Annotated in this window: 42 protein-coding genes; 40 read left to right on the top strand and 2 right to left on the bottom strand. The window is 68.4% G+C overall.

What is annotated here, in order from left to right:
• Positions 1–18 precede the first annotated feature (18 nt).
• From ABT294_RS00870 to ABT294_RS00770, 21 genes are all read left to right on the top strand, one after another.
• Positions 19–153 carry a hypothetical protein gene (locus ABT294_RS00870; protein WP_350802588.1) on the top strand — a complete coding sequence of 45 codons (135 nt, stop codon included), beginning with the start codon at positions 19–21 and terminating at the stop codon, positions 151–153.
• Positions 150–578 carry a hypothetical protein gene (locus tag ABT294_RS00865; protein WP_350802585.1) on the top strand — a complete coding sequence of 143 codons (429 nt, stop codon included), beginning with the start codon at positions 150–152 and terminating at the stop codon, positions 576–578. The genes ABT294_RS00870 and ABT294_RS00865 overlap by 4 nt, the downstream gene beginning before the upstream one ends.
• Entirely contained in the window at positions 575–961 is a 387-nt protein-coding gene (locus tag ABT294_RS00860) for a hypothetical protein (protein ID WP_350802584.1), read from the top strand. The genes ABT294_RS00865 and ABT294_RS00860 overlap by 4 nt, the downstream gene beginning before the upstream one ends.
• Positions 958–1,332: a hypothetical protein gene (locus ABT294_RS00855; RefSeq protein WP_350802583.1), complete on the top strand. Its 375-nt coding sequence runs from the start codon at positions 958–960 to the stop codon at positions 1,330–1,332. Before ABT294_RS00860 ends, ABT294_RS00855 begins: the two co-directional genes overlap by 4 nt.
• A complete protein-coding gene (locus tag ABT294_RS00850; RefSeq protein WP_350802582.1) occupies positions 1,326–1,814 on the top strand; it encodes a MerR family transcriptional regulator in 489 nt (162 codons plus the stop codon). The genes ABT294_RS00855 and ABT294_RS00850 overlap by 7 nt, the downstream gene beginning before the upstream one ends.
• The gene (locus ABT294_RS00845; RefSeq protein ID WP_350802581.1) at positions 1,811–2,767 is read left to right on the top strand and encodes a hypothetical protein; all 957 of its coding nucleotides are present in this window, start codon (positions 1,811–1,813) and stop codon (positions 2,765–2,767) included. The genes ABT294_RS00850 and ABT294_RS00845 overlap by 4 nt, the downstream gene beginning before the upstream one ends.
• Positions 2,764–3,108, top strand: a complete 345-nt coding sequence (locus ABT294_RS00840; protein ID WP_350802580.1) for a hypothetical protein — start codon at positions 2,764–2,766, stop codon at positions 3,106–3,108. Before ABT294_RS00845 ends, ABT294_RS00840 begins: the two co-directional genes overlap by 4 nt.
• Positions 3,105–3,488, top strand: a complete 384-nt coding sequence (locus ABT294_RS00835; RefSeq protein WP_350802579.1) for an HNH endonuclease signature motif containing protein — start codon at positions 3,105–3,107, stop codon at positions 3,486–3,488. Before ABT294_RS00840 ends, ABT294_RS00835 begins: the two co-directional genes overlap by 4 nt.
• Positions 3,488–3,799, top strand: a complete 312-nt coding sequence (locus ABT294_RS00830) for a hypothetical protein (RefSeq protein WP_350802578.1) — start codon at positions 3,488–3,490, stop codon at positions 3,797–3,799. The genes ABT294_RS00835 and ABT294_RS00830 overlap by 1 nt, the downstream gene beginning before the upstream one ends.
• A gap of 73 nt (positions 3,800–3,872) precedes the next feature.
• Positions 3,873–4,220 (top strand): hypothetical protein, encoded by a 348-nt coding sequence (locus ABT294_RS00825; protein WP_350802577.1) that lies wholly within the window; start codon positions 3,873–3,875, stop codon positions 4,218–4,220.
• Positions 4,217–4,384 carry a hypothetical protein gene (locus tag ABT294_RS00820; protein ID WP_350802575.1) on the top strand — a complete coding sequence of 56 codons (168 nt, stop codon included), beginning with the start codon at positions 4,217–4,219 and terminating at the stop codon, positions 4,382–4,384. Before ABT294_RS00825 ends, ABT294_RS00820 begins: the two co-directional genes overlap by 4 nt.
• Positions 4,381–4,794 (top strand): hypothetical protein, encoded by a 414-nt coding sequence (locus ABT294_RS00815; protein ID WP_350802573.1) that lies wholly within the window; start codon positions 4,381–4,383, stop codon positions 4,792–4,794. The genes ABT294_RS00820 and ABT294_RS00815 overlap by 4 nt, the downstream gene beginning before the upstream one ends.
• Entirely contained in the window at positions 4,791–5,030 is a 240-nt protein-coding gene (locus ABT294_RS00810) for a hypothetical protein (protein WP_350802572.1), read from the top strand. The genes ABT294_RS00815 and ABT294_RS00810 overlap by 4 nt, the downstream gene beginning before the upstream one ends.
• Entirely contained in the window at positions 5,027–5,623 is a 597-nt protein-coding gene (locus ABT294_RS00805) for a hypothetical protein (RefSeq protein ID WP_350802571.1), read from the top strand. Before ABT294_RS00810 ends, ABT294_RS00805 begins: the two co-directional genes overlap by 4 nt.
• Positions 5,620–5,880, top strand: coding sequence for a hypothetical protein (locus ABT294_RS00800; RefSeq protein WP_350802570.1), 261 nt, complete (start codon positions 5,620–5,622; stop codon positions 5,878–5,880). The genes ABT294_RS00805 and ABT294_RS00800 overlap by 4 nt, the downstream gene beginning before the upstream one ends.
• Positions 5,877–6,245, top strand: coding sequence for a hypothetical protein (locus ABT294_RS00795; protein ID WP_350802569.1), 369 nt, complete (start codon positions 5,877–5,879; stop codon positions 6,243–6,245). The genes ABT294_RS00800 and ABT294_RS00795 overlap by 4 nt, the downstream gene beginning before the upstream one ends.
• On the top strand, positions 6,242–7,072 hold the full coding sequence (locus ABT294_RS00790; protein WP_350802567.1) for a phosphoadenosine phosphosulfate reductase: 831 nt from the start codon (positions 6,242–6,244) through the stop codon (positions 7,070–7,072). Before ABT294_RS00795 ends, ABT294_RS00790 begins: the two co-directional genes overlap by 4 nt.
• Before the next feature lie 189 nt (positions 7,073–7,261).
• Positions 7,262–7,609: a helix-turn-helix domain-containing protein gene (locus ABT294_RS00785; protein ID WP_350802566.1), complete on the top strand. Its 348-nt coding sequence runs from the start codon at positions 7,262–7,264 to the stop codon at positions 7,607–7,609.
• Positions 7,599–7,817, top strand: a complete 219-nt coding sequence (locus ABT294_RS00780; protein ID WP_350802565.1) for a hypothetical protein — start codon at positions 7,599–7,601, stop codon at positions 7,815–7,817. The genes ABT294_RS00785 and ABT294_RS00780 overlap by 11 nt, the downstream gene beginning before the upstream one ends.
• Entirely contained in the window at positions 7,804–8,244 is a 441-nt protein-coding gene (locus ABT294_RS00775; RefSeq protein ID WP_350802564.1) for a WhiB family transcriptional regulator, read from the top strand. Before ABT294_RS00780 ends, ABT294_RS00775 begins: the two co-directional genes overlap by 14 nt.
• The gene (locus tag ABT294_RS00770; RefSeq protein WP_350802563.1) at positions 8,244–8,939 is read left to right on the top strand and encodes a hypothetical protein; all 696 of its coding nucleotides are present in this window, start codon (positions 8,244–8,246) and stop codon (positions 8,937–8,939) included. The genes ABT294_RS00775 and ABT294_RS00770 overlap by 1 nt, the downstream gene beginning before the upstream one ends.
• Positions 8,940–8,941: 2 nt before the next feature.
• On the opposite strand, the gene ABT294_RS00765 is transcribed toward ABT294_RS00770, so the two are convergent.
• Complete coding sequence (locus ABT294_RS00765; RefSeq protein ID WP_350802562.1) at positions 8,942–9,160, bottom strand: hypothetical protein; 219 nt, start codon at positions 9,158–9,160, stop codon at positions 8,942–8,944.
• A gap of 195 nt (positions 9,161–9,355) precedes the next feature.
• Here ABT294_RS00765 and ABT294_RS00760 point away from each other — a divergent pair, with 195 nt between their 5' ends.
• The 8 genes from ABT294_RS00760 to ABT294_RS00725 all read left to right on the top strand — a co-directional run bounded on the left by ABT294_RS00760 (position 9,356) and on the right by ABT294_RS00725 (position 14,536).
• Positions 9,356–9,982 (top strand): PDDEXK family nuclease, encoded by a 627-nt coding sequence (locus ABT294_RS00760; protein WP_350802561.1) that lies wholly within the window; start codon positions 9,356–9,358, stop codon positions 9,980–9,982.
• Complete coding sequence (locus tag ABT294_RS00755; RefSeq protein ID WP_350802560.1) at positions 9,979–10,857, top strand: LvrA C-terminal domain-related protein; 879 nt, start codon at positions 9,979–9,981, stop codon at positions 10,855–10,857. Before ABT294_RS00760 ends, ABT294_RS00755 begins: the two co-directional genes overlap by 4 nt.
• Complete coding sequence (locus ABT294_RS00750; RefSeq protein ID WP_350802559.1) at positions 10,845–12,452, top strand: AAA family ATPase; 1,608 nt, start codon at positions 10,845–10,847, stop codon at positions 12,450–12,452. The genes ABT294_RS00755 and ABT294_RS00750 overlap by 13 nt, the downstream gene beginning before the upstream one ends.
• Positions 12,453–12,697: 245 nt before the next feature.
• Entirely contained in the window at positions 12,698–13,099 is a 402-nt protein-coding gene (locus ABT294_RS00745) for a hypothetical protein (protein ID WP_350802558.1), read from the top strand.
• Entirely contained in the window at positions 13,092–13,436 is a 345-nt protein-coding gene (locus ABT294_RS00740; RefSeq protein WP_350802556.1) for a hypothetical protein, read from the top strand. The genes ABT294_RS00745 and ABT294_RS00740 overlap by 8 nt, the downstream gene beginning before the upstream one ends.
• Positions 13,429–13,890 (top strand): hypothetical protein, encoded by a 462-nt coding sequence (locus ABT294_RS00735; RefSeq protein WP_350802555.1) that lies wholly within the window; start codon positions 13,429–13,431, stop codon positions 13,888–13,890. The genes ABT294_RS00740 and ABT294_RS00735 overlap by 8 nt, the downstream gene beginning before the upstream one ends.
• Positions 13,891–14,021: 131 nt before the next feature.
• Positions 14,022–14,366 carry a hypothetical protein gene (locus tag ABT294_RS00730; RefSeq protein ID WP_350802553.1) on the top strand — a complete coding sequence of 115 codons (345 nt, stop codon included), beginning with the start codon at positions 14,022–14,024 and terminating at the stop codon, positions 14,364–14,366.
• A complete protein-coding gene (locus ABT294_RS00725; protein ID WP_350802552.1) occupies positions 14,363–14,536 on the top strand; it encodes a hypothetical protein in 174 nt (57 codons plus the stop codon). Before ABT294_RS00730 ends, ABT294_RS00725 begins: the two co-directional genes overlap by 4 nt.
• Positions 14,537–14,719: 183 nt before the next feature.
• On the opposite strand, the gene ABT294_RS00720 is transcribed toward ABT294_RS00725, so the two are convergent.
• Positions 14,720–14,974, bottom strand: coding sequence for a hypothetical protein (locus ABT294_RS00720; RefSeq protein WP_350802551.1), 255 nt, complete (start codon positions 14,972–14,974; stop codon positions 14,720–14,722).
• Positions 14,975–15,077: 103 nt separating this feature from the next.
• Here ABT294_RS00720 and ABT294_RS00715 point away from each other — a divergent pair, with 103 nt between their 5' ends.
• From ABT294_RS00715 to ABT294_RS00665, 11 genes are all read left to right on the top strand, one after another.
• Positions 15,078–15,377: a hypothetical protein gene (locus ABT294_RS00715; protein ID WP_350802550.1), complete on the top strand. Its 300-nt coding sequence runs from the start codon at positions 15,078–15,080 to the stop codon at positions 15,375–15,377.
• A gap of 71 nt (positions 15,378–15,448) precedes the next feature.
• Positions 15,449–15,694, top strand: a complete 246-nt coding sequence (locus tag ABT294_RS00710) for a hypothetical protein (protein ID WP_350802549.1) — start codon at positions 15,449–15,451, stop codon at positions 15,692–15,694.
• 66 nt (positions 15,695–15,760) lie between these two features.
• Complete coding sequence (locus tag ABT294_RS00705; RefSeq protein ID WP_350802548.1) at positions 15,761–15,973, top strand: hypothetical protein; 213 nt, start codon at positions 15,761–15,763, stop codon at positions 15,971–15,973.
• A gap of 257 nt (positions 15,974–16,230) precedes the next feature.
• Entirely contained in the window at positions 16,231–16,524 is a 294-nt protein-coding gene (locus ABT294_RS00700) for a hypothetical protein (protein WP_350802547.1), read from the top strand.
• A 196-nt stretch (positions 16,525–16,720) separates the two neighbouring features.
• A complete protein-coding gene (locus ABT294_RS00695; protein WP_350802546.1) occupies positions 16,721–17,017 on the top strand; it encodes a hypothetical protein in 297 nt (98 codons plus the stop codon).
• Positions 17,010–17,411 (top strand): hypothetical protein, encoded by a 402-nt coding sequence (locus ABT294_RS00690; protein ID WP_350802545.1) that lies wholly within the window; start codon positions 17,010–17,012, stop codon positions 17,409–17,411. The genes ABT294_RS00695 and ABT294_RS00690 overlap by 8 nt, the downstream gene beginning before the upstream one ends.
• A 149-nt stretch (positions 17,412–17,560) precedes the next feature.
• Positions 17,561–18,085 (top strand): hypothetical protein, encoded by a 525-nt coding sequence (locus ABT294_RS00685; protein ID WP_350802544.1) that lies wholly within the window; start codon positions 17,561–17,563, stop codon positions 18,083–18,085.
• Entirely contained in the window at positions 18,082–18,315 is a 234-nt protein-coding gene (locus tag ABT294_RS00680; protein WP_350802543.1) for a hypothetical protein, read from the top strand. The genes ABT294_RS00685 and ABT294_RS00680 overlap by 4 nt, the downstream gene beginning before the upstream one ends.
• Positions 18,312–18,530 carry a DUF6011 domain-containing protein gene (locus ABT294_RS00675; RefSeq protein ID WP_350802542.1) on the top strand — a complete coding sequence of 73 codons (219 nt, stop codon included), beginning with the start codon at positions 18,312–18,314 and terminating at the stop codon, positions 18,528–18,530. The genes ABT294_RS00680 and ABT294_RS00675 overlap by 4 nt, the downstream gene beginning before the upstream one ends.
• A 50-nt stretch (positions 18,531–18,580) precedes the next feature.
• The gene (locus tag ABT294_RS00670) at positions 18,581–18,829 is read left to right on the top strand and encodes a hypothetical protein (RefSeq protein ID WP_350802541.1); all 249 of its coding nucleotides are present in this window, start codon (positions 18,581–18,583) and stop codon (positions 18,827–18,829) included.
• A 162-nt stretch (positions 18,830–18,991) separates the two neighbouring features.
• Positions 18,992–19,867: a hypothetical protein gene (locus ABT294_RS00665; RefSeq protein WP_350802539.1), complete on the top strand. Its 876-nt coding sequence runs from the start codon at positions 18,992–18,994 to the stop codon at positions 19,865–19,867.
• The last annotated feature ends 290 nt before the right edge of the window (positions 19,868–20,157 follow it).

The raw sequence follows: 20,157 nt of genomic DNA, 5'->3' as shown, positions 1-20,157 counted from the left end.
GTAGAGAGCAGGCAAGTCATGAACAGCGTAATCCCTGAGCCGCACGACGTGGCCGGACAGACGCAGGTCTGGGAGGACCTGAAGAGGCTGTCGCCCAAGGCGTACGTGCAGGCCGTCATCAACATCGAGAACCGGGTGGGTGAGGCCCGATGAGCGCCCTGGAGACCGGCGTGACGCCGGACGTTGAGCAGCCCGAGTCCGTCACGGAGGCGCTGGAGTACGCCCGCGCCTACGAGCAGGTGGCCGCGTTTCTGGCGGCGAACCCGGATCTCGCCAAGCACGCCAACGTCCACATCGCCCGGTACACGCTCGTGGCGGTGCCCACGGACAGGGACGCGGTTGCGTTCATCGTGGACGCGGCACGGCGCGGGCGTGAGCACGGTGCGCCGGTCGAGGAGTGGGCCGACGGCAAGCACGGCGGAGTGAAGATCCACTTCGGCCCGCTGTACGTGAACGTGTACGCCGGAGCCGACCGGGTGTGCAGCAAGGTCGTCGTCGGCATGGTCGAGGACGTCCAGTACGCGCTCGCCGTGGACCTGGACGGCACCCCGCGCAAAACGGCGGAGGTGTCCGCGTGAGCGCCCTGATCGACGCGAGGCCGCAGCCCAACGAGGTCGTCATCGTCCCCATCCAGCCCGGCGAGGCGGTCGTGGTGTACCGCCCGGAGGGGCAGCGTCTGTACCGGCCTGCCGTGGACGGCGCTTACGTGGCCGTCATCCCCGCCGACCGGAAGGTGATCGGCTGGGGCTGGTCGGAGGGCTGGTACGGCTCCCTGACGGGGGTTCGTAACGGTCACCACCGGCTGGACCGGGACGCCTGGCACGCGGCGGCGAGCGCCCTCAAGCGGGGCGGTGTCGCCTACGTGCAGTACGTGCAGCGCGACTACTACGGGAAGCCGCGCTGGACCGCGAACGGCTACCGGTGGGAGCCCGCCGAGCAGGCAGCGGCGGTGACGGCATGAGCTACCTGCCTGGAGAGACCATCCGCGTCACCTTGCTGGGCAAGGTCGCCAAGGTCGTCGACGATCAGGATTCCTGGCCCGAGGTCCACGTGGACGTCGAGGACGACTGCGGCGGTGTGACCCTGCACATCCCGCTCTGCTGGCGCGACGTGCAGATCGAGCGGATCACGCCCGCTGACGGGCGCCCCAAGGTCAACGAGGTCTGGCAGGACCGCAACGGACGTCTCCTCCACGTTGTGGACGAGGGCGTGGGCCGCCTGCGGTTCATCGCAGGTGACGGAACCTCTTACGACATTGAGCGCGTGAACCGCGAGCGTGGACCGCTCGTCCGGGTGTGGCAGCCCTCCGTGGATGAGGAGGTGCCGTGGTGATGGGCCTGCTCCCTCCGCTCCCGGCGGATGCGCCTGAGGTGTGCGGTGTCGCCTACCTGTCCCGCAAGTGGAAGGTCGACTACCGCACCATCTCCCGATGGGTCGGCTACGGGTGGATTCCCTGCAAGCGAGTCGCCGGCCGTCCCCGGTTCGCCCGCGCTGACGCTGAGACGTTCGCCCGTCAGGCGATCAACGTGCGCCTTCTCAGCAGAGGCATGGTCGCCCGCTGTCCGGCATGGAACGGGGGCCAGCCGGTTCGGATCGTCGAGGCGCGACTGGTGGGCGCGATGTGGCACATCCGCTGGCAGGACGTGAACGCCCACGGCCACGCGGTGGACGCCGAGCCGTGTCGGGGCGACCGGATCGTCCTGTGCCTGTCGACGCCCTTCAGGCCGCTGATCCCTCGCGACCCTGCCAACCCGGCAGAGGCAGAGATGACCGACGCCGACAACCTCGAGTACGACAGGGAGCGCGACACGTGAGCATCACGGAGGCGGAGCGGAGCAAGCTGCTCGAGCTGATGGCGCCGTTCAAGCCCTCGCAGATCGGCAAGCTGCCCCGCGTCACCTGCAAGGACTGCTCTGACCGGCGGGTCAACTGCAAGCAGCACAAGGAGGAGCGCTGCGCCGAGTGTCAGGCGTATGTGTCGACCAGGCACATTCACATCGACTACGTCGGCCATGCCCATGTCACCGAGCGGCTTCTCCAGGTGGACCCGGAGTACACGTGGGAGCCGTTCGCGCTGGACGATAACGGCCTGCCGCTGATGGACGTCGACGACTTCGGCAACCCGGTCGGCCTGTGGATCAAGCTGACGATCTGCGGTGTCACCCGCCCCGGCTACGGGTCGTGCCCGTCGAAGCAGTCGGACGCGGTCAAGGTCCTGATCGGCGACGCGCTGCGTAACGCGGCCCAGCGGTTCGGGGTTGCGCTCGAGCAGTGGATGAAGGGCGACCGCGCCAACCCGGCTGCGGAGAACGCGGTGGCCGACGCCGGCCAGCGGGCGGTGCCTGCCCGGCAGCGTGCTGCGGACGCCCAGGTGGTCGTGGACGCCGACTGGGTCGAGGTGTTCGAGAAGCGCCTGGCTGAGACCGACCTGGATCACGTCAACGGGTTCCGGCAGGACGTCATCGACGCCAAGCGGGCCGACCGGATCAACGCCGAGACGGCGAACAGGCTCCTCGAGGCCGTGGGGCAGCGCCGCAAGGTCCTCGAGCTCCCTGCGGACGGCCTGCCCCGCAACAAGGACGGCACCATCTCGAGGTCGAAGGTGACGGACGAGCAGCTCGCCGCCGTGGGCACCATGACCGGTCCGGAGAAGAAGGCGCACAACAAGATGGTCAAGGACACCATCGCCAACCCGAAGGCCGCCGACCGCTCCAACGGAGTGGACGCGACCGACGAGTTGTGGATGAACGGCGGTGAGTCCAAGTGACGGAGATGCTCACGATCGTCAAGCAGCTCGGGCAGCTCTCCCGCGACCTGGACGACGCGGTCAAGGAACTCGGCAGGGTCGAAGAGGTCGCCGTGGACGCCGAGGCCGAGTTCAAGGTCGCCTTCTCGAAGGTGTTCCGCAGCGCGCCCGGCTCGGTGGAGGACCGTAAGCAGATCGCCACCGAGGAGACGGTCGAGCTGTGGCGGGTGTGGGGCAAGGCCGCCGCGCTCGTGCGCCTTCAGAAGGAGCACGTGAAGGCGCTGCACGCCCGTATCGACGTCGGCCGGACGATCCAGTCGACGGCCCGCGCGGAGATGCAGTTGGCGGGTGGTCAGCTGTGAAGCGAGGCAACCCGCTCCGCCGCAGGACGGAGTTGAAGCCGGGCAAGCCGCTCGAGCGTAAGACGCCGCTCCGGTCGGCCGGCAACCTCGAGCGCGCCACTCCGTTGCGCAAGCAGTCGAAGAAGCGGCAGCAGGAGAACCGCGAACGCCGCCGCGTGGTGGACGCCAAGTACGGCACCGGCCTGGTCCGGTGCGAGGTGCCCGGCTGTACGAGCCTCGCCGACGACGCCCACGAGGTGCTCACGAGGGCTCGCGGAGGGTCGATCACCGACCCGGACAACATCCGGGCCGTCTGCCGGCCGCACCACGACGAGATCGGCACTGAGCCCGTCTGGGCGTACGAGCTGGGCTTCCTCCGGCACTCGTGGGAGGTGGCGTGATGCAGCACCCCCTCTACTGCCCTGACTGCGACACGACCGGCTTGCACACCATCGAGGGGTCGGAGGCGACCTGCCAGGCGTGCGGCAGCGTCCGCGAGGTCGAGCCTGACGCGCTGGCTGGCGTGGTGGCTGTGGAGCGCTGCGCCTACTGCCGGATGACGCATCCCGTGGACAGCGAGTGCTGCACCGACACGACGCCCTGCCTGCGCAAGACCGGGCTGTGGCCGTGCGGCACATGCGAGGCGTGCATCGCCGCCCAGAGGGCCGACCTCGTCAAGCACGGCTCCCCGGAAGACCTGCACATCCCCTGACCCACCGATCTTCCGCGCCTGCTCGGGGGCGGGCGCGGCCTTCCCAGACCACTTCTGACTCAGGAGAACCACCGTGACTCAGCAGCACACGCACATCCTCGACTTCCCGGTGCAGCGCTTGACGGAAAGCTCAGCCAAGTTCCTGCGCGGCACCGTTCTGCCGCAGGTGGACGTGGAGATCGCCCGCGTAAAGGACGCGGCAGCGATCTACGAGCAGGAGTTGGCGTCGTGCCATGTCCTGCTCGACCAGCTGGCCGACACCCGCGACCGGTACCAGCGGATGCTCGACAGCCCGCCCGTTCCGGCGCCCGAAGCGCAGCAGCCGCCGGTGCGCGCGGAAGAGCCCGTGGAGCAGCCCACCCAGACACCTCAGGACCACACGTCGGTGATGCCGCCGGTCGAGATCGGGGGCGAGTCGTGAGCCGCCTGTTCGCCCGCCACGAGGGCCGTCACTGCCGTCACGGCTCCTACACCGGATGGGCGGCGCACGCCTCGCTGATCCGCTCCGCGCCCGCCGACGACTTCACGGTCTGCCGCACCCGTCCCGCCCTGATCCACCCGTACGAGAGGACCCCCGCCCGATGAGCGAGATCACTCCCGAGAAGGTCGCCGCCGCCGTCTGCGAACGCAGAGACGGGTGGCGGGAAAGTCTGGAGAGTGCGCTGTCCCTGACCGCAGAGGGCCACGTCCTGAGCCTGACGCTCACCAGATGGGACGGCGAAGGTGACGCCGAGACGGTTCGCCACTTCCGTGCGGTCGTCGTCGAGGGCACGGAGGCCCCGATCGTGCTGGAGCCGCCCGCCGAGCTCGGCATCCAGTGGCACGACGGCGGCGACCTCCTGGCCCTCACCCGCGACGGCATCACCATCTTCCCGCACGGCGCGGACGAGTGGTCGATGAGCCCGGACAACGCTCGGGAACTCGCCGCTCACCTCGCCGCGATGGCCGACGCCTACGAGGCCGCTCAGGCGCAGCGGAACGGCGGTGCCTCGTGAACCCCTCGGAGAACCTAATCGGCACCGTCCGCCGCAAGCCCAACGGCTGCGTGCTCGCCGTTCTGTGGCCGTCCCCTCCTTCCCCGAACCGGTGGATGACGACCGACGCGTGGGGCTCGTGCGGCTACGAAACCGACGAGAAGGTGGCCGACTGGCCTGTGGTCGGTGCTGTCCCGTTCAGTCCTGCGGCGGGATTCCCGCTGCCCGAGCCCGAGCAGAAGGGCGGCCAGCAGTGAGCCCCCTCGACCAGATCGCCCCGTACCCCAAGAGCGAGGAAGAGGCCACCGCTGAGGCGATGGCCAAGCACTACGCCGCGTTCGTCCAAATGCACTACCACCGCGCCATGAACCTGCTCCACCACAAGGAGCAGCCGGAGAAGTACCGGTTGTCCCTCAACCAGGTCACCCAGGGGTACGGCGTGCTGTACCTGCTGCGCGAGCTGGAGGAGCGCGCCGGAACGAAGCAGGCCGACGAGGTGGCCCGGCTGCTGTGGCAGGAGTGGGACTCCGGCGCGGGCATCGGCTACGACCTGTGGGCCTGGCTGAAGGAGTACGGCATCGACCCGGAGGCGGTGAACAAGGTCGCCGTCGAGGCCACGGCCAAGGAAGTCAAGACGCCCGTCCGCTACACGGCCACCGGGATCGGCGCGACCACGACGAAGGCGACCGGGCAGGTCGTCCTCAACGTGGACACCGCCGCCGGACGTGTGGACATCGACCTCGGGACCGAGTTCGCCGAGCCGATGGGGCTGCTGCTCCTCGACGACCCCGAGCACAGCGACGGAGCGTTCTGCCCGGACGACGAGCCTGAGGGCGGTGAGACCCCGTGATGGGCGCTCTCATCGTCTACGCCCTGGTCGCCATCGCCGCCGCGAACGCCGCCTGGTGGTGGTACGTGGGTCGCGTACAGGGAGCGAAGCTCCGCTTCTTCTACGCCCGCACGGTCCACCTCACAGCTCAGGTGGACCAGTGGCGCACGCGAGCGGTCACCGCAGAGTCGGCGCAAGCGACCGTCGAGAACGAGGTCGCCTCCCTGCGCGAGCGCAATCAGCTGCTGTGCGACCTGGGCGGAGGTGACCAGCCGTGACCCTCTGGGACCTGCTGGTCGCCTGGAACACCGCCTCGCAGGGGACGCTGCTCGGTCTGCTGATCGTGGTCGCCACCGTCGTCTGCATCGGCACGGCCATGGTCTCTCACGAGCGGCACCGAGCCTCCCGTGCCCGCCGCGCCGCGAACGTCGCCTGGCGGGCCGAGCAGGAGCATCTGGCCTCCATTGGGCGCCAGGCGCTCCGCCTGGACGACTGGGAGCCGGACCGGGTCGAGCGGATCGTCCGCGACGCCCTCGCCGAGGAGGCCACCCAGCAGACGCTGCGCGCCGGCGACTGCCCGACCGACGACCTCGACGGGCTGGTCCTCGACTGGGACGACGAGATGCGCAGGAGGGGACAGTGAGCCTGTCCGTTTTCAGCTTCGGCGGTGGCCGCCAGTCGGTGGCCGCCCTGGTGCTCGCCGCTCAGGGCAAGCTGCCCGTGCACTTCGACCACTGGGTGTTCTCCAACGTCGGAGACGACTCCGAGCACCCGGGGACGATCGCGTACTTCCACAATGTGGTGCTGCCGTTCGCCGACAAGCACCACCTGGACGTGCGGATGATCCGCAAGGTCGGCCGGGATGGCGAGGTGAAAACCCTGTATGGGCAGCTCACTCGTGAGGGGTCGCGTTCGATCGAGATCCCAGTGCGCATGGAGGGCAGCGCCGCCCCAGGCAACCGTTCCTGCACAGGCACGTTCAAGATCGACGAGATCGCCAAGTGGCTGAAGCAGAATGGCGCCACCGCAGACAACCCTGCCACGGTCGGCGTCGGGATCAGCCTCGACGAGATCGAACGTATCAACTCCCGAAAGGCCGCACCCTACGAGAAGCTCGTCTACCCACTCGTTGACATGCGGTTACGGGTGTCGGACTGCATCCGCACCATCCGTGACGCTGGCCTGCCGATCCCGCCGAAGTCGTCCTGCTGGTTCTGCCCTCTCCACACGCCGGAGAACTGGGCCGACCTGAGGCGTGACGAGCCCGACCTGTTCGAGGCCGCCGCCGGCCTTGAGGACACCCTGAACGAGCGCCGCGCCAAGCTCGGCAAGGACCGCATCTACCTGACCCGATATGGCGCCACACACGGCCAGTCGCTGCGCCAGGTCATCCCCGCGGGCCGCGAACTCCTCCCCTTCCTGAACGACGAGCAGGACGCCTCCTGCGACAACGGGTGGTGCATGACATGACGAGAGGTAGACCACGCCTGCGCCCCGATCAGGTCCAGCACGGCACCTACGCGGGTTACTCCTATCACCGCGTCCACGGCACCGTTCCGTGCGCCGCCTGCTGCCGTGCGCGGGCCGACTACGAAGCTGCCCGGCGACGTGCCCGCCGAGCCCCGGCGTCAGCCGTACAGGAGCCCGTGGAGGCCGCCGATGTCTGACCTTGTCCGTGTAGACGCCGCCGCCCGCCAGGCGTACGACGAGCTGAGACAGCACGTCTGGCAGGTCACGTTCATGCCCAGTCGTAAGCCGATCATCACGACCATGCTAGGTCTGCGCCGCGCGCTCGGCGACTCCTCACCGTTCCGCTACGTGAAGGCGATCGCGGGGGTCGGCTACAGGTTCGAAGCCTGCATGCGGGCGCCATCGAACACCAGCCGAGTCGAGATCGACGGGGCCGCGTTCGACGTCCTGCACTGGGACAAGCGCGGCCTCCACGAGGACGGCCGAACCCACATGGTCGTCGGCTACCTGCGGGAGGTGCCCGTCGATGGCTCTTGACCTGACCGCTGACCTTGAGCGGATCTCCCGCCACATCCCGTGCCTGGAGCGTGCCGCCGCTGACGAGTCCGCTACGCCTGCCCAGCGTGCCGCTGTAGCGGTCGAGCTGGCCGCCTGGCGGATGGCGCGGGACCTCGCCGAACAGGCCCGGATGACACCGGACGACCCCGAACATCCCCGAACGGAGGCGAACCATGGCGAAGCCTGATTGGAAGTGGCAGGACGACGCGCAATGCCGCGGCGAGGACCTGATCCTCTTCTTCGGCCCTGACGCAGAGCGGCAGCCCGAGCGTGACGTGCGCGAGCGGAAGGCGAAGGCCCTCTGCGCCCAGTGCCCCGTCCGCAACGAATGCCTCAACTACGCCCTGGACCGCCCGGAGAAGTACGGCACGTGGGGCGGTCGCAACCCCGACGAACGAGAGACAGACCGGCGCCGCATCAGCCGGCGAGCCTCCTACCACCGGGCCAAGCCCGAGCCGGAGCAGCCGGTGACCGAGAAGCGGTGCACCCGCTGCTACATGGTCAAACCGCTGTCGGCCTTCCGCAATGACAAGTCGCACCGAGATGGCCTGCACTCGGCGTGCAAGACGTGCAGCAACGGGGCGCAGCGGCGCCGCCGGGCGAGGGCCGCGTGATGGCCGAGACGAAAGCCGTTCACGGCTCCTACACGCGGTACACGACCGGTGGTTGCCGGTGCGAGCTGTGCCACGCGGCGATGCTCCGCTACAACAAGCGGCGCCTGACGTTGATCGAACGCGGCGAATGGCGGCCGTGGGCGGACGCACAACCAGTTCGCGACCATGTGGCTCGCCTGCGGGCGGCCGGGCTGAGCATCGAATCGATCGGTGAGCTGGCCGGGGTCGCCTACGGCAACATCCAGCTTCTCCTGTCGTCCGACCGGACCAGGGTGCGGGCGAACTTCGCGGCCAAGCTGCTGGCGGTCCGCGTCGACCTCGGCGAACTTCCGCCTTGGGCGCGCGTGGACGCTACCGGTACCCGCCGGCGCCTCCAGGCGCTGATCGTCCTCGGCTGGTCGGCCACCTGCCTGGCGGAGCGGATGGGGTTGGAGCGCCAGTCCATCCGCAAGGTGATGTCAAGGCCGCGGGTCCGGGTCTCCACAGCCAGCGCCGTACGGGAGATCTACGCCGAACTGTCGATCCGGACACCTCCGAACACCACCCGCTACGAGCGAGCCATGGTGACCCGGACGCGACGGTATGCCGCCTCTCAGGGGTGGGTTTCGGCGATGGCGTGGGACGACATCGACGACCCGAAGGAGAAGCCGAAGGGTGCGCGGCGTGACCTGGCCGAGCTGGGGGAGGCGTCATGACCTCAGGAGTCGGAAGAGCGCTTGCGCGCGTCGACGACCTTGCGACGCACCCACTCGCGGGTGAAGCCGATCTCTCGGACGATGTCGACCTGCTGCTCGCCGTCGTCGAGGGCGGCAAGGACCTCGGCCACCAGCTCATCGTGAGCTGCTTCGGCGGCCTCGGTGCGGCGTTTGTAGGCGGCTGCGAGGCGGCGAAGTCGCTGCTGGCGGTCCTTTTCCACAGGCACATGCTCGCACATGGGGCGAGGCATCAAGGCATGGCTATGACCCATGGTCTCAGTATAGCCAAGCCTATTGGCCATTAGTCAATGCCATGGGTAGTGGCATAGAATGAGAGGCGGAACCACAGTAAGGCGGGGGATTGAAGGCCCCCGCGAGTCCCACCAGCCCCACCAGTACGGAAGGTCCTCCCGCACTTGAACATCCGCGCTGTCCCGTTGACCTACAACGGGACCACCTACCGCTCAACGCTCGAAGCGGACTGGGCGGCCACGTTCGACAGTCTCGGCTGGTACTACGAGTACGAGCCTGAAGCGGTCGACCTCGGCGACGGCGAGAAGCACCTCACCGACTTCCGGCTCTCGGGCCAGAACGTGTGGTGCGAAGTGAAAGGCGCTCACGACGAGCGGCTGAACAAGACGCGCCGACTCCACCGGGCTATCGCGGACCCGGACCAGCCTGGCGGTGAGTTGGTGGTGGTCCTGCGGGCGGCCGGCGAGCCCGCGCGATCGGCTAACTGGCACTGCGCCACGGGCGACTACCGGATCACCATCAACCAGTGCCGTTTCTGCGCACAGTGGTGCTTCACGCAGACCAACGTGGACCGGCTGTACTGCCGCCACTGCGACGCTCCGGAAGGGCTGATGCCGGAGCACCAGTACATCTCGGCGGTCTCGGCTCACGGTCTCCAGCAGCGCATCGCGTCCCGCCCGGGCGCCGATCCCGATGTCGACTACGTCGGAGAGATGTTTGCGCAGCACGGCTACGGTCGGCTGCCCTTCGCCAAAGCTCCGCGGCCTGGTCGTATGGCGGGTGCCCGATGACGCGCCGTCTGGGGCCGTACGCGCCCCTGTCTGCCACGTACGCCACCGACGACGCCGTCATCGAGGCGGGCGAGAATGCCGAGCTGCTGTACGTGCGCGGCCTGGCGTTCTGCGCCGCGTCGGAGTCGGACGGGTTCATCACCCGCGCCCAGCTCAAGCGGTTCGTGGGCGCCGGGATGGACGACGTGATGGACCGCGCGGACCGGCTGGTCGAGGTCGGCCTGTGGGAGGAAGAGGAGGGCGGGTACTTCGTCCGGGCGTGGTTGAAGTGGAACGCGTCCGCAGAGGAGCTGGGGCGGGCTCGGCGTAAGGACCGGGAGCGCAAGGCCGCGAAGAAGGCCCCGCCGGTCCTGGAGGAAGCGGGTTCGGAGCAGCCTGCGGAAGGCGTGACGGAATCCAGTGACCATTCCGAGCGGAATCCGGACGGAATCCAGTCGGAAGGCGTGGCGGAATCCGTGGACCATTCCGCCGGGAGTCCGGATGGATTCCAGCCTCGCGCGGGCGCGCGCGTAGAGGCGCGCGCGGGCGATTCACTCCACTCCACTCCACATAACTCTTTCCCCCCCGACCCCCCAAGGGGAGGACGCGGCTTGAGCCGCGCCGAGAGCGAGCGAATGTTCGACGCCTTCTGGAAGATCTACCCGCGCAAGGTCGGCAAGACCGAAGCCCGCAAGTCGTGGGACAAGGCGGTCAAGAAGGGCGCTGACCCGGATCGCGTCATCGAAGGCGCACGCAGCTACGCCCGCGACCCGCACCGCATGGCCAACGACATCCAGTACACCGCCCACCCGTCCACCTGGCTCAACCACGGCCGGTGGGACGACGAAGCGGCACCAGCAGGCAACAACAACGGCGGAGGGTGGTGGAACAACTGATGGACGTCCTCACCGACCTCGTACTCCCCAAGCTGGACGGAGTCCGCTCCCAGTACGGCAGCTTCATGGCCCGCTGCCCGGCCCACGACGACGGCAAGGCAAGCCTGTCGATCAGCCGCGGTAAAGAGCATCCGGTCGTCTTCCACTGCCACGCAGGCTGCGAACGAGATGACATCCTCGCCGCGATCGGCCTCACCTGGGACGCCCTGTGCAAGCCACGGGACCAGCGGCAAGAGCGCGGCGAGTGGACGCCCCGCGGCGTAGCGACCGCCGTCTACGACTACGTCGACGAGCAGGGCGACCTGCTGTTCCAGGTGATGCGCACCCCCGACAAGCAGTTCCCCTGCCGCGTCCCTGACCCGAGCAGGCCCAAGGGCTGGAACTGGCGGCTCGGCGACACCCGCCGCGTCCTGTACCGGCTGCCCCGCGTCATCGAAGGTGTCCGCGACGGGCACGTGATCTTCACCGTCGAAGGGGAGAAGGACGTCCACACCCTCGAAGCGCAGGGCCTCATCGCCACCTGCAACCCCGGCGGCGCTGGCAAGTGGCGGCCGGAGTACTGCGAGTTCCTGCGCGAGGCCGACGTGACGATCGTGTGCGACCGCGACGACCCCGGCCACGCCCACGCCCGCCAGGTCCGCGACATGCTCACAGGCATCGCCCGGTCCATCCGCATCGTCGAACCCGCGGCCGGCAAGGACGCCACCGACCACTTCAACGCAGGCAAGAAGCTGCCCGACCTGGTCGAGATCTGGACCAGCGAGCAGGAGGCCAAGCCAGACCTGGCGCCGGACCTGTGGGAGTTCATCTCCACTGAGGACCCGCCCTACGACTGGGTGATCCCCGACCTGATCGAGCGCGGCGACCGGCTCGTCTGGACCGGATTCGAGGGGCTCGGCAAGTCGATGGCCATCCGGCAGATGGCCGTCATGGTGGCCGCGGGCATGCACCCGTTCACGTGGAAGGACATCCCGGCCATGCGAGTGCTGCTCATCGACTGTGAGAACTCGGAGCAGCAGTCCCGCCGCAAGTTCCGGCCGCTCGCCGCCTCGTCCATCAAGTTCGGCCACCGTGTCCCGGATGGCGCGCTGCGTCTGATCCACAAGCCGGAAGGCATCGACGTGTCCCGGCCCAGCGATGCGGCCTGGCTCCTCGAACGCGTCACCGCGCACAAGCCCGACCTGCTGTTCATCGGCCCCTTCTACCGGCTGCACGCCGGGAACATCAACGAGGAAGGAGCCGCCCGGCTGACGGTGAGCGTCCTGGACCAGGCGCGGACCGCGGCCAACTGCGCCATGGTCATCGAAGCCCACGCAGGCCACGGTGAGCAGGGCAAGAACCGCTCCGTCCGCCCGGTCGGCTCCAGCCTCCTGCTCCGTTGGCCCGAGTTCGGGTTCGGCATCGCTCCCGCCTACGAGCCTGAGCCTGGCGAGCCCTGCAAGACCGTCGACGTCAAGCCGTGGCGAGGTGCCCGTGACCAGCGCGACTGGCCCACCCGCCTGACGTGGGGCGGCGAAGGCGAATGGCCTTGGAAGGCCGTCACCCGCTTCACCCCTGCTCCCGGCTGGGAGCCCGTCGCCGGAAAGGACACCTGACCATGTCCGCCAGTGGAGGCACCCCCGATGCTCCGCCGCGCTGACCACGCCCACCCATGCCCGAGCTGCGGCGGCTGCATGCCGTACGAGGGCCCGCCCTCGCGCGTGTGCCGCTGCGGCTCGGATTGGGGCGACCTGAACGAGCTGATCCGCCTACTGGACGAGCTGCTGTCGGATCCGCCGCCGGCCGATTCCGAAGTGACCGCCCTGCCCCCTGGACCACCCGACACGAAGGCGGCGCGGTGATGGCCTCCGACATGGGCGTGTACGTGGTGCAGCGCGAGCCCGACCGCGTGTGGGTGGCGGACTGCATCAACCCGCACTGCGGGAACGGCTCGCACGGCGTGGCCGAGTCGAAGAGGCAGAGCCAGGCCGAGGCAGCTGCCAAGCGCCACCGCTCGGAGATCCGCGCCGAGCTGGCCGAGGTCGAGGAGCGGGCCGTCCGGAAGGCGTCCACCGACTGGCAGCGGCTCGCCGAGGACCGTGAGCGGCGCCTGGATCGGGCGACCCGCAAGCTGTTCGCGCTGCGCCGGTACGTCCGGCACGAGAAGGGCTGCCGCCGCTACTGGCAGCAGCCGTGCACCTGCGGCCTGGACGGGGTCCTCTCGCCAGGCATGACCCCGAAGGAGACCCCCAGTCATGGCTGACACCAAGATCCTCGCCACTCCGCTGGAGTCTGCGGTGGCGTTCCTGCGCGGCAAGGTCGCTGCCGCCGAGCGGGACATGGCCGAGAGCGCCTACTACGACGGCGGCTTCTATCAGGGCATCGACAACGCCGTGGGTGGTGCGGCGGGTGAACTCGCGGCCCTGTTCTCGCCAGAGGTGGCGGGCATGGTCGCCGACCTGCTGGAAGAGGTCGAACGGCAGCAGAACCAGCGTCCCTGTGATGCGCCGGGAGGGGCGTGCAACGCCTGCTCGTGGCGCCCCGACTTCGTCGTTGCTGAAGTCCTGGCCGAACTCGTCAAGGGAGTCCACTGTGGCTGACATCAAGACCGAGAAGACCGTCGCCGAAGAGCTGCGCGAAGCGGCCCGCCACATCCGCGAGAACGCGCGAGGAACCGCTGCCGGGCCGTGGAAGGCCGCCCCCGTCTGGTCGCCCGACTCCGCCTCGACCAGCGCCGTCTATTCCCACGCCTACCCGACTGGGACCGTCGAGTCTGAGGTGGTCGCATCTGGCCAGAAGCGTTACCGCAAGGGCGGCCTACGGAACCCGTGCAACGCGCGGTGGATCGCGCTGATGAACCCCGACCTGGCTGAGCCTCTCGCCGCCCTGCTGGAGCACATGGCGGACATCGCCGAGTTCGCTGCCAAGCGTGGTCTTCGGACAGCGGCAGCGGGACAGGTCGAGCACGCGCTGGCTGTGGCTCGGGTCCTGAACGGGACTGCCGTGCCCGCTCCGTCCGGAGATGCCCCGTCCGGCCCCCAGCTTCGCCGCTGAGCCTCCCGTAGGCGGGTTCTGGTCCCGTAAGACACCCGTGGGTCTCAGGGGGCTCCTGTGGCCTTCTGAGACGCACACCAGTTTGAGATCAAGATCCACATACGAACTCAAGATCGACAAGAGAGGCAGTCATGACCTACTTCACCGCCAACCTCACCGAGGAAGAGCGGGAAGTCCGCGACGAACTCGCCCGCCAGAACGCCAAGTTCGGCGAGCAGAACCACCCCGACGGCACTTCCCCTTCGGGGTGGCGCGAAGACGCCATAGAGGCCCGCAAGTACTGCCAGGAGGCTGCCGTCAACGGCAATCTCACCTGGTCAGACATCCTCCTGGAGGAGGTCTACGAGGCGTTCGCCGAGGCCGACCCTGACGCCCTGCTCGCCGAGCTGCTTCAGGTGGAGGCGGTCGCCCGTCAGTGGCGGATGGCGATCCGCCGCCGTCTCGCGGCCGACCAGTCCGGGGAGGCGTCCCGGTGAAGCTACTGAGGCTGTGGCGAGCCCGCCGGGCTGTGGTCCTCGCCGCCAAGTGTGTCGAGTCCAGCTATGTGGCTGGACTGCCCAACGAATACGACCCGGACGACCTGCATGACCTTCGGCGTGCTGTGAGAGTGCTCCGCGAGCTGGAGTCCGGGGAGGCGTCCCGGTGATGGTCCGCAAGGTTTCGCTCGCGTGCGACACCCCGGACTGTGGGGCGTACTGCCAGATCAGCGGCCACGACGTTGAGGCTGCCGTCCGGGTCGCCGCCGAGCAGTACGGCTGGAGCGCTCGCGATGGCGAGGACTTCTGTGGTCCGTGCACGCGTGCGGCGTCGGGGGAGTCCGGGTGAACGGCTACTCCTTGGCCGGTGGCGTCTTGCGGGGTCGGCCTCCCTTGCGGGAGCGGCGCTCGGCAAGCTCGGCGTCGCCTTGGGCCAACGCGCGCAGGTCTTCCTCGTCGCCGTGCTGCTCGATGTCGGCGCGGATGAGGGCGAGGAGTCGGGCGGTCCGGTTCGTTCCGAGTCGTTCCGTGACGCGGGCGTACGTCTGCCACCAGACGAGGGGCAGCCGAAACCGCTGCTGGTGAGTGTGGTCGCTGTCGTCGGCCATGCGAGTCCCTTCGTGGTCCCACAAAGTTTCTCACAGAAAACCTTGAACCCCCATAGTTCGGTGATACTGTGAACCCACAAAGTTAATCCGCAAGGGAGACGAGATGACGCTCATGACCACCGAGAAGCCCACCGACGAGATCGCGCCGAGTGGTGGAATTTGCGCCTACCACTACCCGTCTGGGGCGGCGGACTGTGCCGGGTGCGCGAGCACGCCCCCGCGCTCCTGGCCCTACTGGATTGGCGACAGGGTCATGTACAACAACGCGCCGTACGTGATCATCCGCAGTCACGTCGCGGTCGCGGGTGACTTCTACGAGCTGGCCCCAGGAGATGACCCGACGGCGCTCGTAGCGGATGCGGACAGGCGCTGGGTGCGGGTCGCGCACGTGTCGGCCCGCTGACTGACCTCCCTTGGCCCGGCTCTCCCGCCGGGCCCCGCTCCACTCCCTGACCCGCCCACGTAGGAGACGAGATGGCACGCAGAAGCTCCACCGAAGACAGCAACGCCACCGCCGACGTCCTGAGCGAGGGGCTCGGACGCTACAAGGCCGCATGGGATCCCAAAGTCAAGGCCAGGGGGCACAGCCCCATCTGGGAGAAGACCAACCGCATCACGGTCGAGGCCACCTGCCAGACCTGTGGCGGGCACATGGCGGTCGGACCGTGGGGCTCCACCACCGCCAGCGAGGTCGACCTTCGCAAGCGTGACTGCGCCTGACCCCTCTGGCCCGGTACTCCCTACCGGGCCACCATCCAAGATCCACAACCCCTCGCGGAGGACACGATGACCGGACCCGAGCACTACGCCAAGGCGGAGGCTCTGACCAAGCAGGCTGAAGGTCAGGAACTGGAATGGGCGATGTTCACCATGGCCCAGGCCCAGATGCACGCGACCTTGGCCCTGGCCGCCGCCACGGCGCTGGGACAGCGCAAGGACCCGCGCGCTTTGGACACCAACGCCTGGGAGGGCGTGGCCAGCGAGTGGAAGAACGGCTGACCCCGAGCGCGAACAAGGCCCAGCTCCTACCGGGCCACCCCGACCCCCTGAGGAGAACCGAGATGCGCCGCCCTACAGCCTTCAACATGCTCGTGTTCGCGCTGGCCTACACGCTCGCCGTTGTCGGCCTCATCGCGATCGGCTATGCGCTGCTCAAGTAGGCCGCGCAGCAACCGCTTTCCCGCGCCCTCTCCCGTGCTCACGACCGGGGGAGGGCGCTCAGACCAGACACCCAAGCGATCAAGGAGAACCGTCCAATGACCAACACCACACCCGAGGTTCCCGCCGATCTGCTCGACCAGGTGCTCGCTGGTTGGTCACTGCTCATGGCCGCTCACCCGAGCGGCGTCCCACAGGTGAAGTGCGCCGAGGCGGCGATCCGGGAAGCACTCACCTACGCTCGCGAGCAGGCCAAGACGATCGTCACGATCAACGGCAACCGGTACAAGGTCGGCGAGTGGGACCTACGTGAGCCCGGCCTCGAACCGGGCGACGACTGGACGTGGACGCTGTACGCCACCCGCGTCGCCGACTCCCCCGAGGAGGGCTGACCCGTGGCAAGCAAGATGGTCGGTCGAACCTACCTCGACCCTGGAGACCGCCTTTCCGGCCGCCGCACCCCGCCCGAGCTTGTGACTGTCCTGGTCGGGTGGGGGCGTGGTGGCGGACCCCGCAACGTCCTCGTCCAGCGGCCCGATGGCACACGCGACGTGATCCCGTTCATGCGACGCCTGAGGAGACTTCCCGATGCCTGATCCCATCCCAGCGGAAGCCGCCCAGTGCAGGTTCAGCGGCATGCGCTACGACGGGACGTGCGGCAAGCACGCGGTCATCACTGCCACGGCTGGCTGCGTCCACGAGCATGTTCACGCCGATGTCCCCGTCTGCCAGTACCACGTCGAGGAGGTCGCGGCGGGAGACTCATACTGCTTCGCCTGCGGCGCTCACGACGGGCATGACTGCCCGCTGATGTTCGACCTGCGCAGTGTCCATGATTTGGAGACCGCCCGCCCTGAGATCTTCCGACAGGTGGCCCATGCCTGAGATCCCCGAGGAAGCCGTACAAGCCGCTACCGCTGCGATGGTCGGCGTCTACCGGGGAGCCGTTGCCGAGTCGTGGACCGTTCACGACGAGGAAGCCGGCCGCGCTGCTGTGGAGGCTGCTGCTCCCATCCTCGCCGCCCAGGTACGGCGAGAGGTAGCCGCCGAACTCCAGCGTGCGGCTCAGGGCCGCCGCGAGTACGACAAAGGGGAGCCGTCTACCCCCATGCACGAAGCGCTGGTCACGGAGGCCGCCACCTTCGAGACGGCTGCCCGACTGGTTGAGGACCCGATGGTCATGCTCGGTCTGATTCCGTTGTGGATGTGGACCGCCGAAGAGGAAGCGCGACTCGACAGCGAGCCGCCCGCCCGCCAGATCGGAGAAGCCCGTGCCTGATCGAACCGAAGAGGCCGAGAGGCTGCTTGCTCAGGTGGCTCAGGACGCGCTCGGAGCCCGCGATGAGGGAGACGCTGAAGGCTTCTGGGCTGCGGTGAACCAAGCGCTTCAGATCATGGACAACCCTCTCAGCTACCAGGAGGGCTCTCATGGCTGACGACCTCCGCCACCGCTACGCCGAAGCGATCCGTACGGCTGCTGACTTCTCCATCGTGGGCGAGTGGATCTGCTGCGAGCCGGTCAACCCGGAGCATGACCTGTGCGTGAAGGGCGACATCGCACGCCAGATGCTTGCCGCTGTCCTCGCCGACGACTGTGAGACGCTGTTCGTGCCATCCAAGCTCGTAGACGCTGTGAAGGCCGTACGAGACGAGGAACTCCAGGCGTTGCGGGAACGCGCCGAGAAGGCCGAGAAGGAGCGCGCTCAGTGGCGTCAGCGGGCCACCGAAGCGGAGAAGCAGTTCGGCGCCCAGGCCCTGCTGCAACGCGACGAGTGGATGCAGCGCGCCGAGCATGCCGAAGCCGCCATCGCCCGCGTCCGCGCGCAAGCCATGGAGTGGGTGGAACTCGCCGAGCGTGGAGACGCGTGCGCGGAGCGGGTGGACCTGGCGATCGCCGACTGTGGGCGCGACGTCCTCGCCGCTCTCGACGACACCAAGGAGGAGACGCCGTGACCGTGGTTGAGATCGTGATGTTGGCCGCTGTCGTACTCATGATGGGTCTCCTGGTTGCCATGCTGGTGATTAGTCAGGGGACCGCCCGCAAGTGGCAGGAGACAGCCCGGACGTGGCAGGACACCGCGAGCAAGTGGCAGGCGACCTCGGCAAAGTGGCAGACGACCTCCCAGAAGTGGCAGGCCACCGCCGAGGGGTGGAAGGGGCTCGCTGAGAGCAGACGGCGGTGAACCTCCTCGACCTCGACGACCAGGCCACCCGAGAGCACGTCACCCAGTGCAGGGCGTGCAAGCACGCGCTCAAGACACCCGAGTCCCGCGCTCTCGGGCTCGGCCCTGACTGCGCGTCCAAACTCGGCCTCACCCCGCGCCGGCCACTCCGCATCACCGGCCTGCGCTGGTGGGACTGCGACGGGCAAACCGATCTGTTTGAGGACGATCCATAACCTGGAGCCATATTCGCCCGATCATGGATATGGGATGACAAAGTGAGTTAATGCACCATCCGCACGCCCAGGACCGGTGGATTAAATCCCTCCAACAGCACGCCGCCGCGCTGGCCTTCCCCGACTGGCAGCCAGGCCCGGACGACTGGACCAGCCTGCACACCTCGTTCACCCCGGACGGTAAGCCGATCACCGAGGTGGCCGTCTACCGAGGTCGCGAGCGCGTCCACTACGCGCGCATCAGCGGCGAGGACCTGATGCGCTTCTGGACCGGTCTCCTGAAAGAGGTGCCCGAGTAAGCGCAGGTCGCTCGGATGCCACCTGCGGAAACGTGGCACTAAGCTGATCAAAACGGAAGCGGCTCCCCGCGCCCACGGGAAGCCGCCTCAACCCCACAACCCTCACCGACCCAAACCGCCCCAGGTCTCCCAAAAGCGTACTTCAGCTCTCAGGGGGACATCGTGGCTCTGGACTGCCCTGTCGCGATTTGCGACCGCATCATGCCCGGTTCGGCCCGCATCTGCGGCGCATGCACCGCTGAACTTCACCGAGAACTCGAAGCCGTTCCAGGACTTGCCGAAGACCTGGACCTGGCAATCAGCCGACAGACCCGCCTCACCAGCGGAAGCGTCGGCGGACGCAGCCCCGAGAAGCCTCTCCCGTGGAACGAACGCGCCTCCGAGGCCGCCGACCATCTGGCCGCGATCCTGCTCGGCTGGGCGCGCGTCCTGGTCGCCTCCGTCCACGTGCTGCACGGGCCTACCTGCGGCACGTGCTCCCACCCGTCCTGCATGTACGTGGATCTCGGCCGCGAACCCCACCACCACCCCGCACACGTAGCCGCCTGGCTGCACCGGCACGCCGGCGCCCTCATCGCCCACCCGGCCGGACCAGACGCGGTCGAGGAGATCCTGACCGCCGCACGCAACGCCCGCTACGCCACCGACACGCCCCCACGGGACCTCATCTACGCCGGAGCCTGCGACGTGTGCGACGCCGACCTGTACGCCCGCCCCGACGCCGCCCGAGTCACGTGCCGCTGGTGCCGGGACGAGGACGGCGACCGGCTCGTGTACGAGGTGCAGGGCCGCCGGGACTGGATGCTCCAGGCGTTGGAGGAACGCGAGCTGCCCGCCCCAGCCATCGCTCGCGCCCTCACCTCACTGATCCGGCCGATCAAGCCCGCCCTGCTGCACACGTGGGTGGCCAGGCGCAAACTCCAGCCCTCGGGCCTCGACGACCTGGACCGGATGCTGTTCCGTGTCGGCGACGTGATCGACCTGATGACGCCGGTCAGCGACACGAAGAGGGGCGAACGCGTGCCAGTAGTTGCGTGAGCAACGACTAGGTGACATGATCCATCCTGATAGCTTCGGCGAGAGCCGTCGAGAAGCCCCTTTCCGTCACCCCGAACGGAGAGGGGCTTCTCACATGTCCGGCCCTATACGCCGCTAGAGATCCCCATAGACGCGCTACTCCCACTCGCGGGGGAGCAGCGCCCCGGCCCCGGCAGCTTCTTCCCCGATTGCTGCTGGAGCCCCCTGGTGTCGGCCTGGCTTGTGGGACTGAGGGGTCCACGGGCGCAGGCCAGGCCGACGCCCTCCCGAAACACCCTCAAGGAGTTCCC

It is taken from the genome of Nonomuraea sp. NPDC000554 (assembly GCF_040300065.1).
Taxonomy (GTDB): domain Bacteria; phylum Actinomycetota; class Actinomycetes; order Streptosporangiales; family Streptosporangiaceae; genus Nonomuraea.
This window is presented reverse-complemented; position numbering and strand designations above follow the sequence as displayed.

Coding starts and splice junctions, on each gene's coding strand:
- ABT294_RS00870 (WP_350802588.1), top strand. CDS start 19: ATGAACAGCGTAATCCCTGAGCCGCACGACGTGGCCGGACAGACGCAG.
- ABT294_RS00865 (WP_350802585.1), top strand. CDS start 150: ATGAGCGCCCTGGAGACCGGCGTGACGCCGGACGTTGAGCAGCCCGAG.
- ABT294_RS00855 (WP_350802583.1), top strand. CDS start 958: ATGAGCTACCTGCCTGGAGAGACCATCCGCGTCACCTTGCTGGGCAAG.
- ABT294_RS00830 (WP_350802578.1), top strand. CDS start 3,488: ATGCAGCACCCCCTCTACTGCCCTGACTGCGACACGACCGGCTTGCAC.
- ABT294_RS00815 (WP_350802573.1), top strand. CDS start 4,381: ATGAGCGAGATCACTCCCGAGAAGGTCGCCGCCGCCGTCTGCGAACGC.
- ABT294_RS00785 (WP_350802566.1), top strand. CDS start 7,262: ATGTCTGACCTTGTCCGTGTAGACGCCGCCGCCCGCCAGGCGTACGAC.
- ABT294_RS00780 (WP_350802565.1), top strand. CDS start 7,599: ATGGCTCTTGACCTGACCGCTGACCTTGAGCGGATCTCCCGCCACATC.
- ABT294_RS00775 (WP_350802564.1), top strand. CDS start 7,804: ATGGCGAAGCCTGATTGGAAGTGGCAGGACGACGCGCAATGCCGCGGC.
- ABT294_RS00770 (WP_350802563.1), top strand. CDS start 8,244: ATGGCCGAGACGAAAGCCGTTCACGGCTCCTACACGCGGTACACGACC.
- ABT294_RS00755 (WP_350802560.1), top strand. CDS start 9,979: ATGACGCGCCGTCTGGGGCCGTACGCGCCCCTGTCTGCCACGTACGCC.
- ABT294_RS00745 (WP_350802558.1), top strand. CDS start 12,698: ATGGCCTCCGACATGGGCGTGTACGTGGTGCAGCGCGAGCCCGACCGC.
- ABT294_RS00740 (WP_350802556.1), top strand. CDS start 13,092: ATGGCTGACACCAAGATCCTCGCCACTCCGCTGGAGTCTGCGGTGGCG.
- ABT294_RS00730 (WP_350802553.1), top strand. CDS start 14,022: ATGACCTACTTCACCGCCAACCTCACCGAGGAAGAGCGGGAAGTCCGC.
- ABT294_RS00720 (WP_350802551.1), bottom strand. CDS start 14,974: ATGGCCGACGACAGCGACCACACTCACCAGCAGCGGTTTCGGCTGCCC.
- ABT294_RS00715 (WP_350802550.1), top strand. CDS start 15,078: ATGACGCTCATGACCACCGAGAAGCCCACCGACGAGATCGCGCCGAGT.
- ABT294_RS00710 (WP_350802549.1), top strand. CDS start 15,449: ATGGCACGCAGAAGCTCCACCGAAGACAGCAACGCCACCGCCGACGTC.
- ABT294_RS00705 (WP_350802548.1), top strand. CDS start 15,761: ATGACCGGACCCGAGCACTACGCCAAGGCGGAGGCTCTGACCAAGCAG.
- ABT294_RS00700 (WP_350802547.1), top strand. CDS start 16,231: ATGACCAACACCACACCCGAGGTTCCCGCCGATCTGCTCGACCAGGTG.
- ABT294_RS00695 (WP_350802546.1), top strand. CDS start 16,721: ATGCCTGATCCCATCCCAGCGGAAGCCGCCCAGTGCAGGTTCAGCGGC.
- ABT294_RS00690 (WP_350802545.1), top strand. CDS start 17,010: ATGCCTGAGATCCCCGAGGAAGCCGTACAAGCCGCTACCGCTGCGATG.
- ABT294_RS00685 (WP_350802544.1), top strand. CDS start 17,561: ATGGCTGACGACCTCCGCCACCGCTACGCCGAAGCGATCCGTACGGCT.
- ABT294_RS00670 (WP_350802541.1), top strand. CDS start 18,581: ATGCACCATCCGCACGCCCAGGACCGGTGGATTAAATCCCTCCAACAG.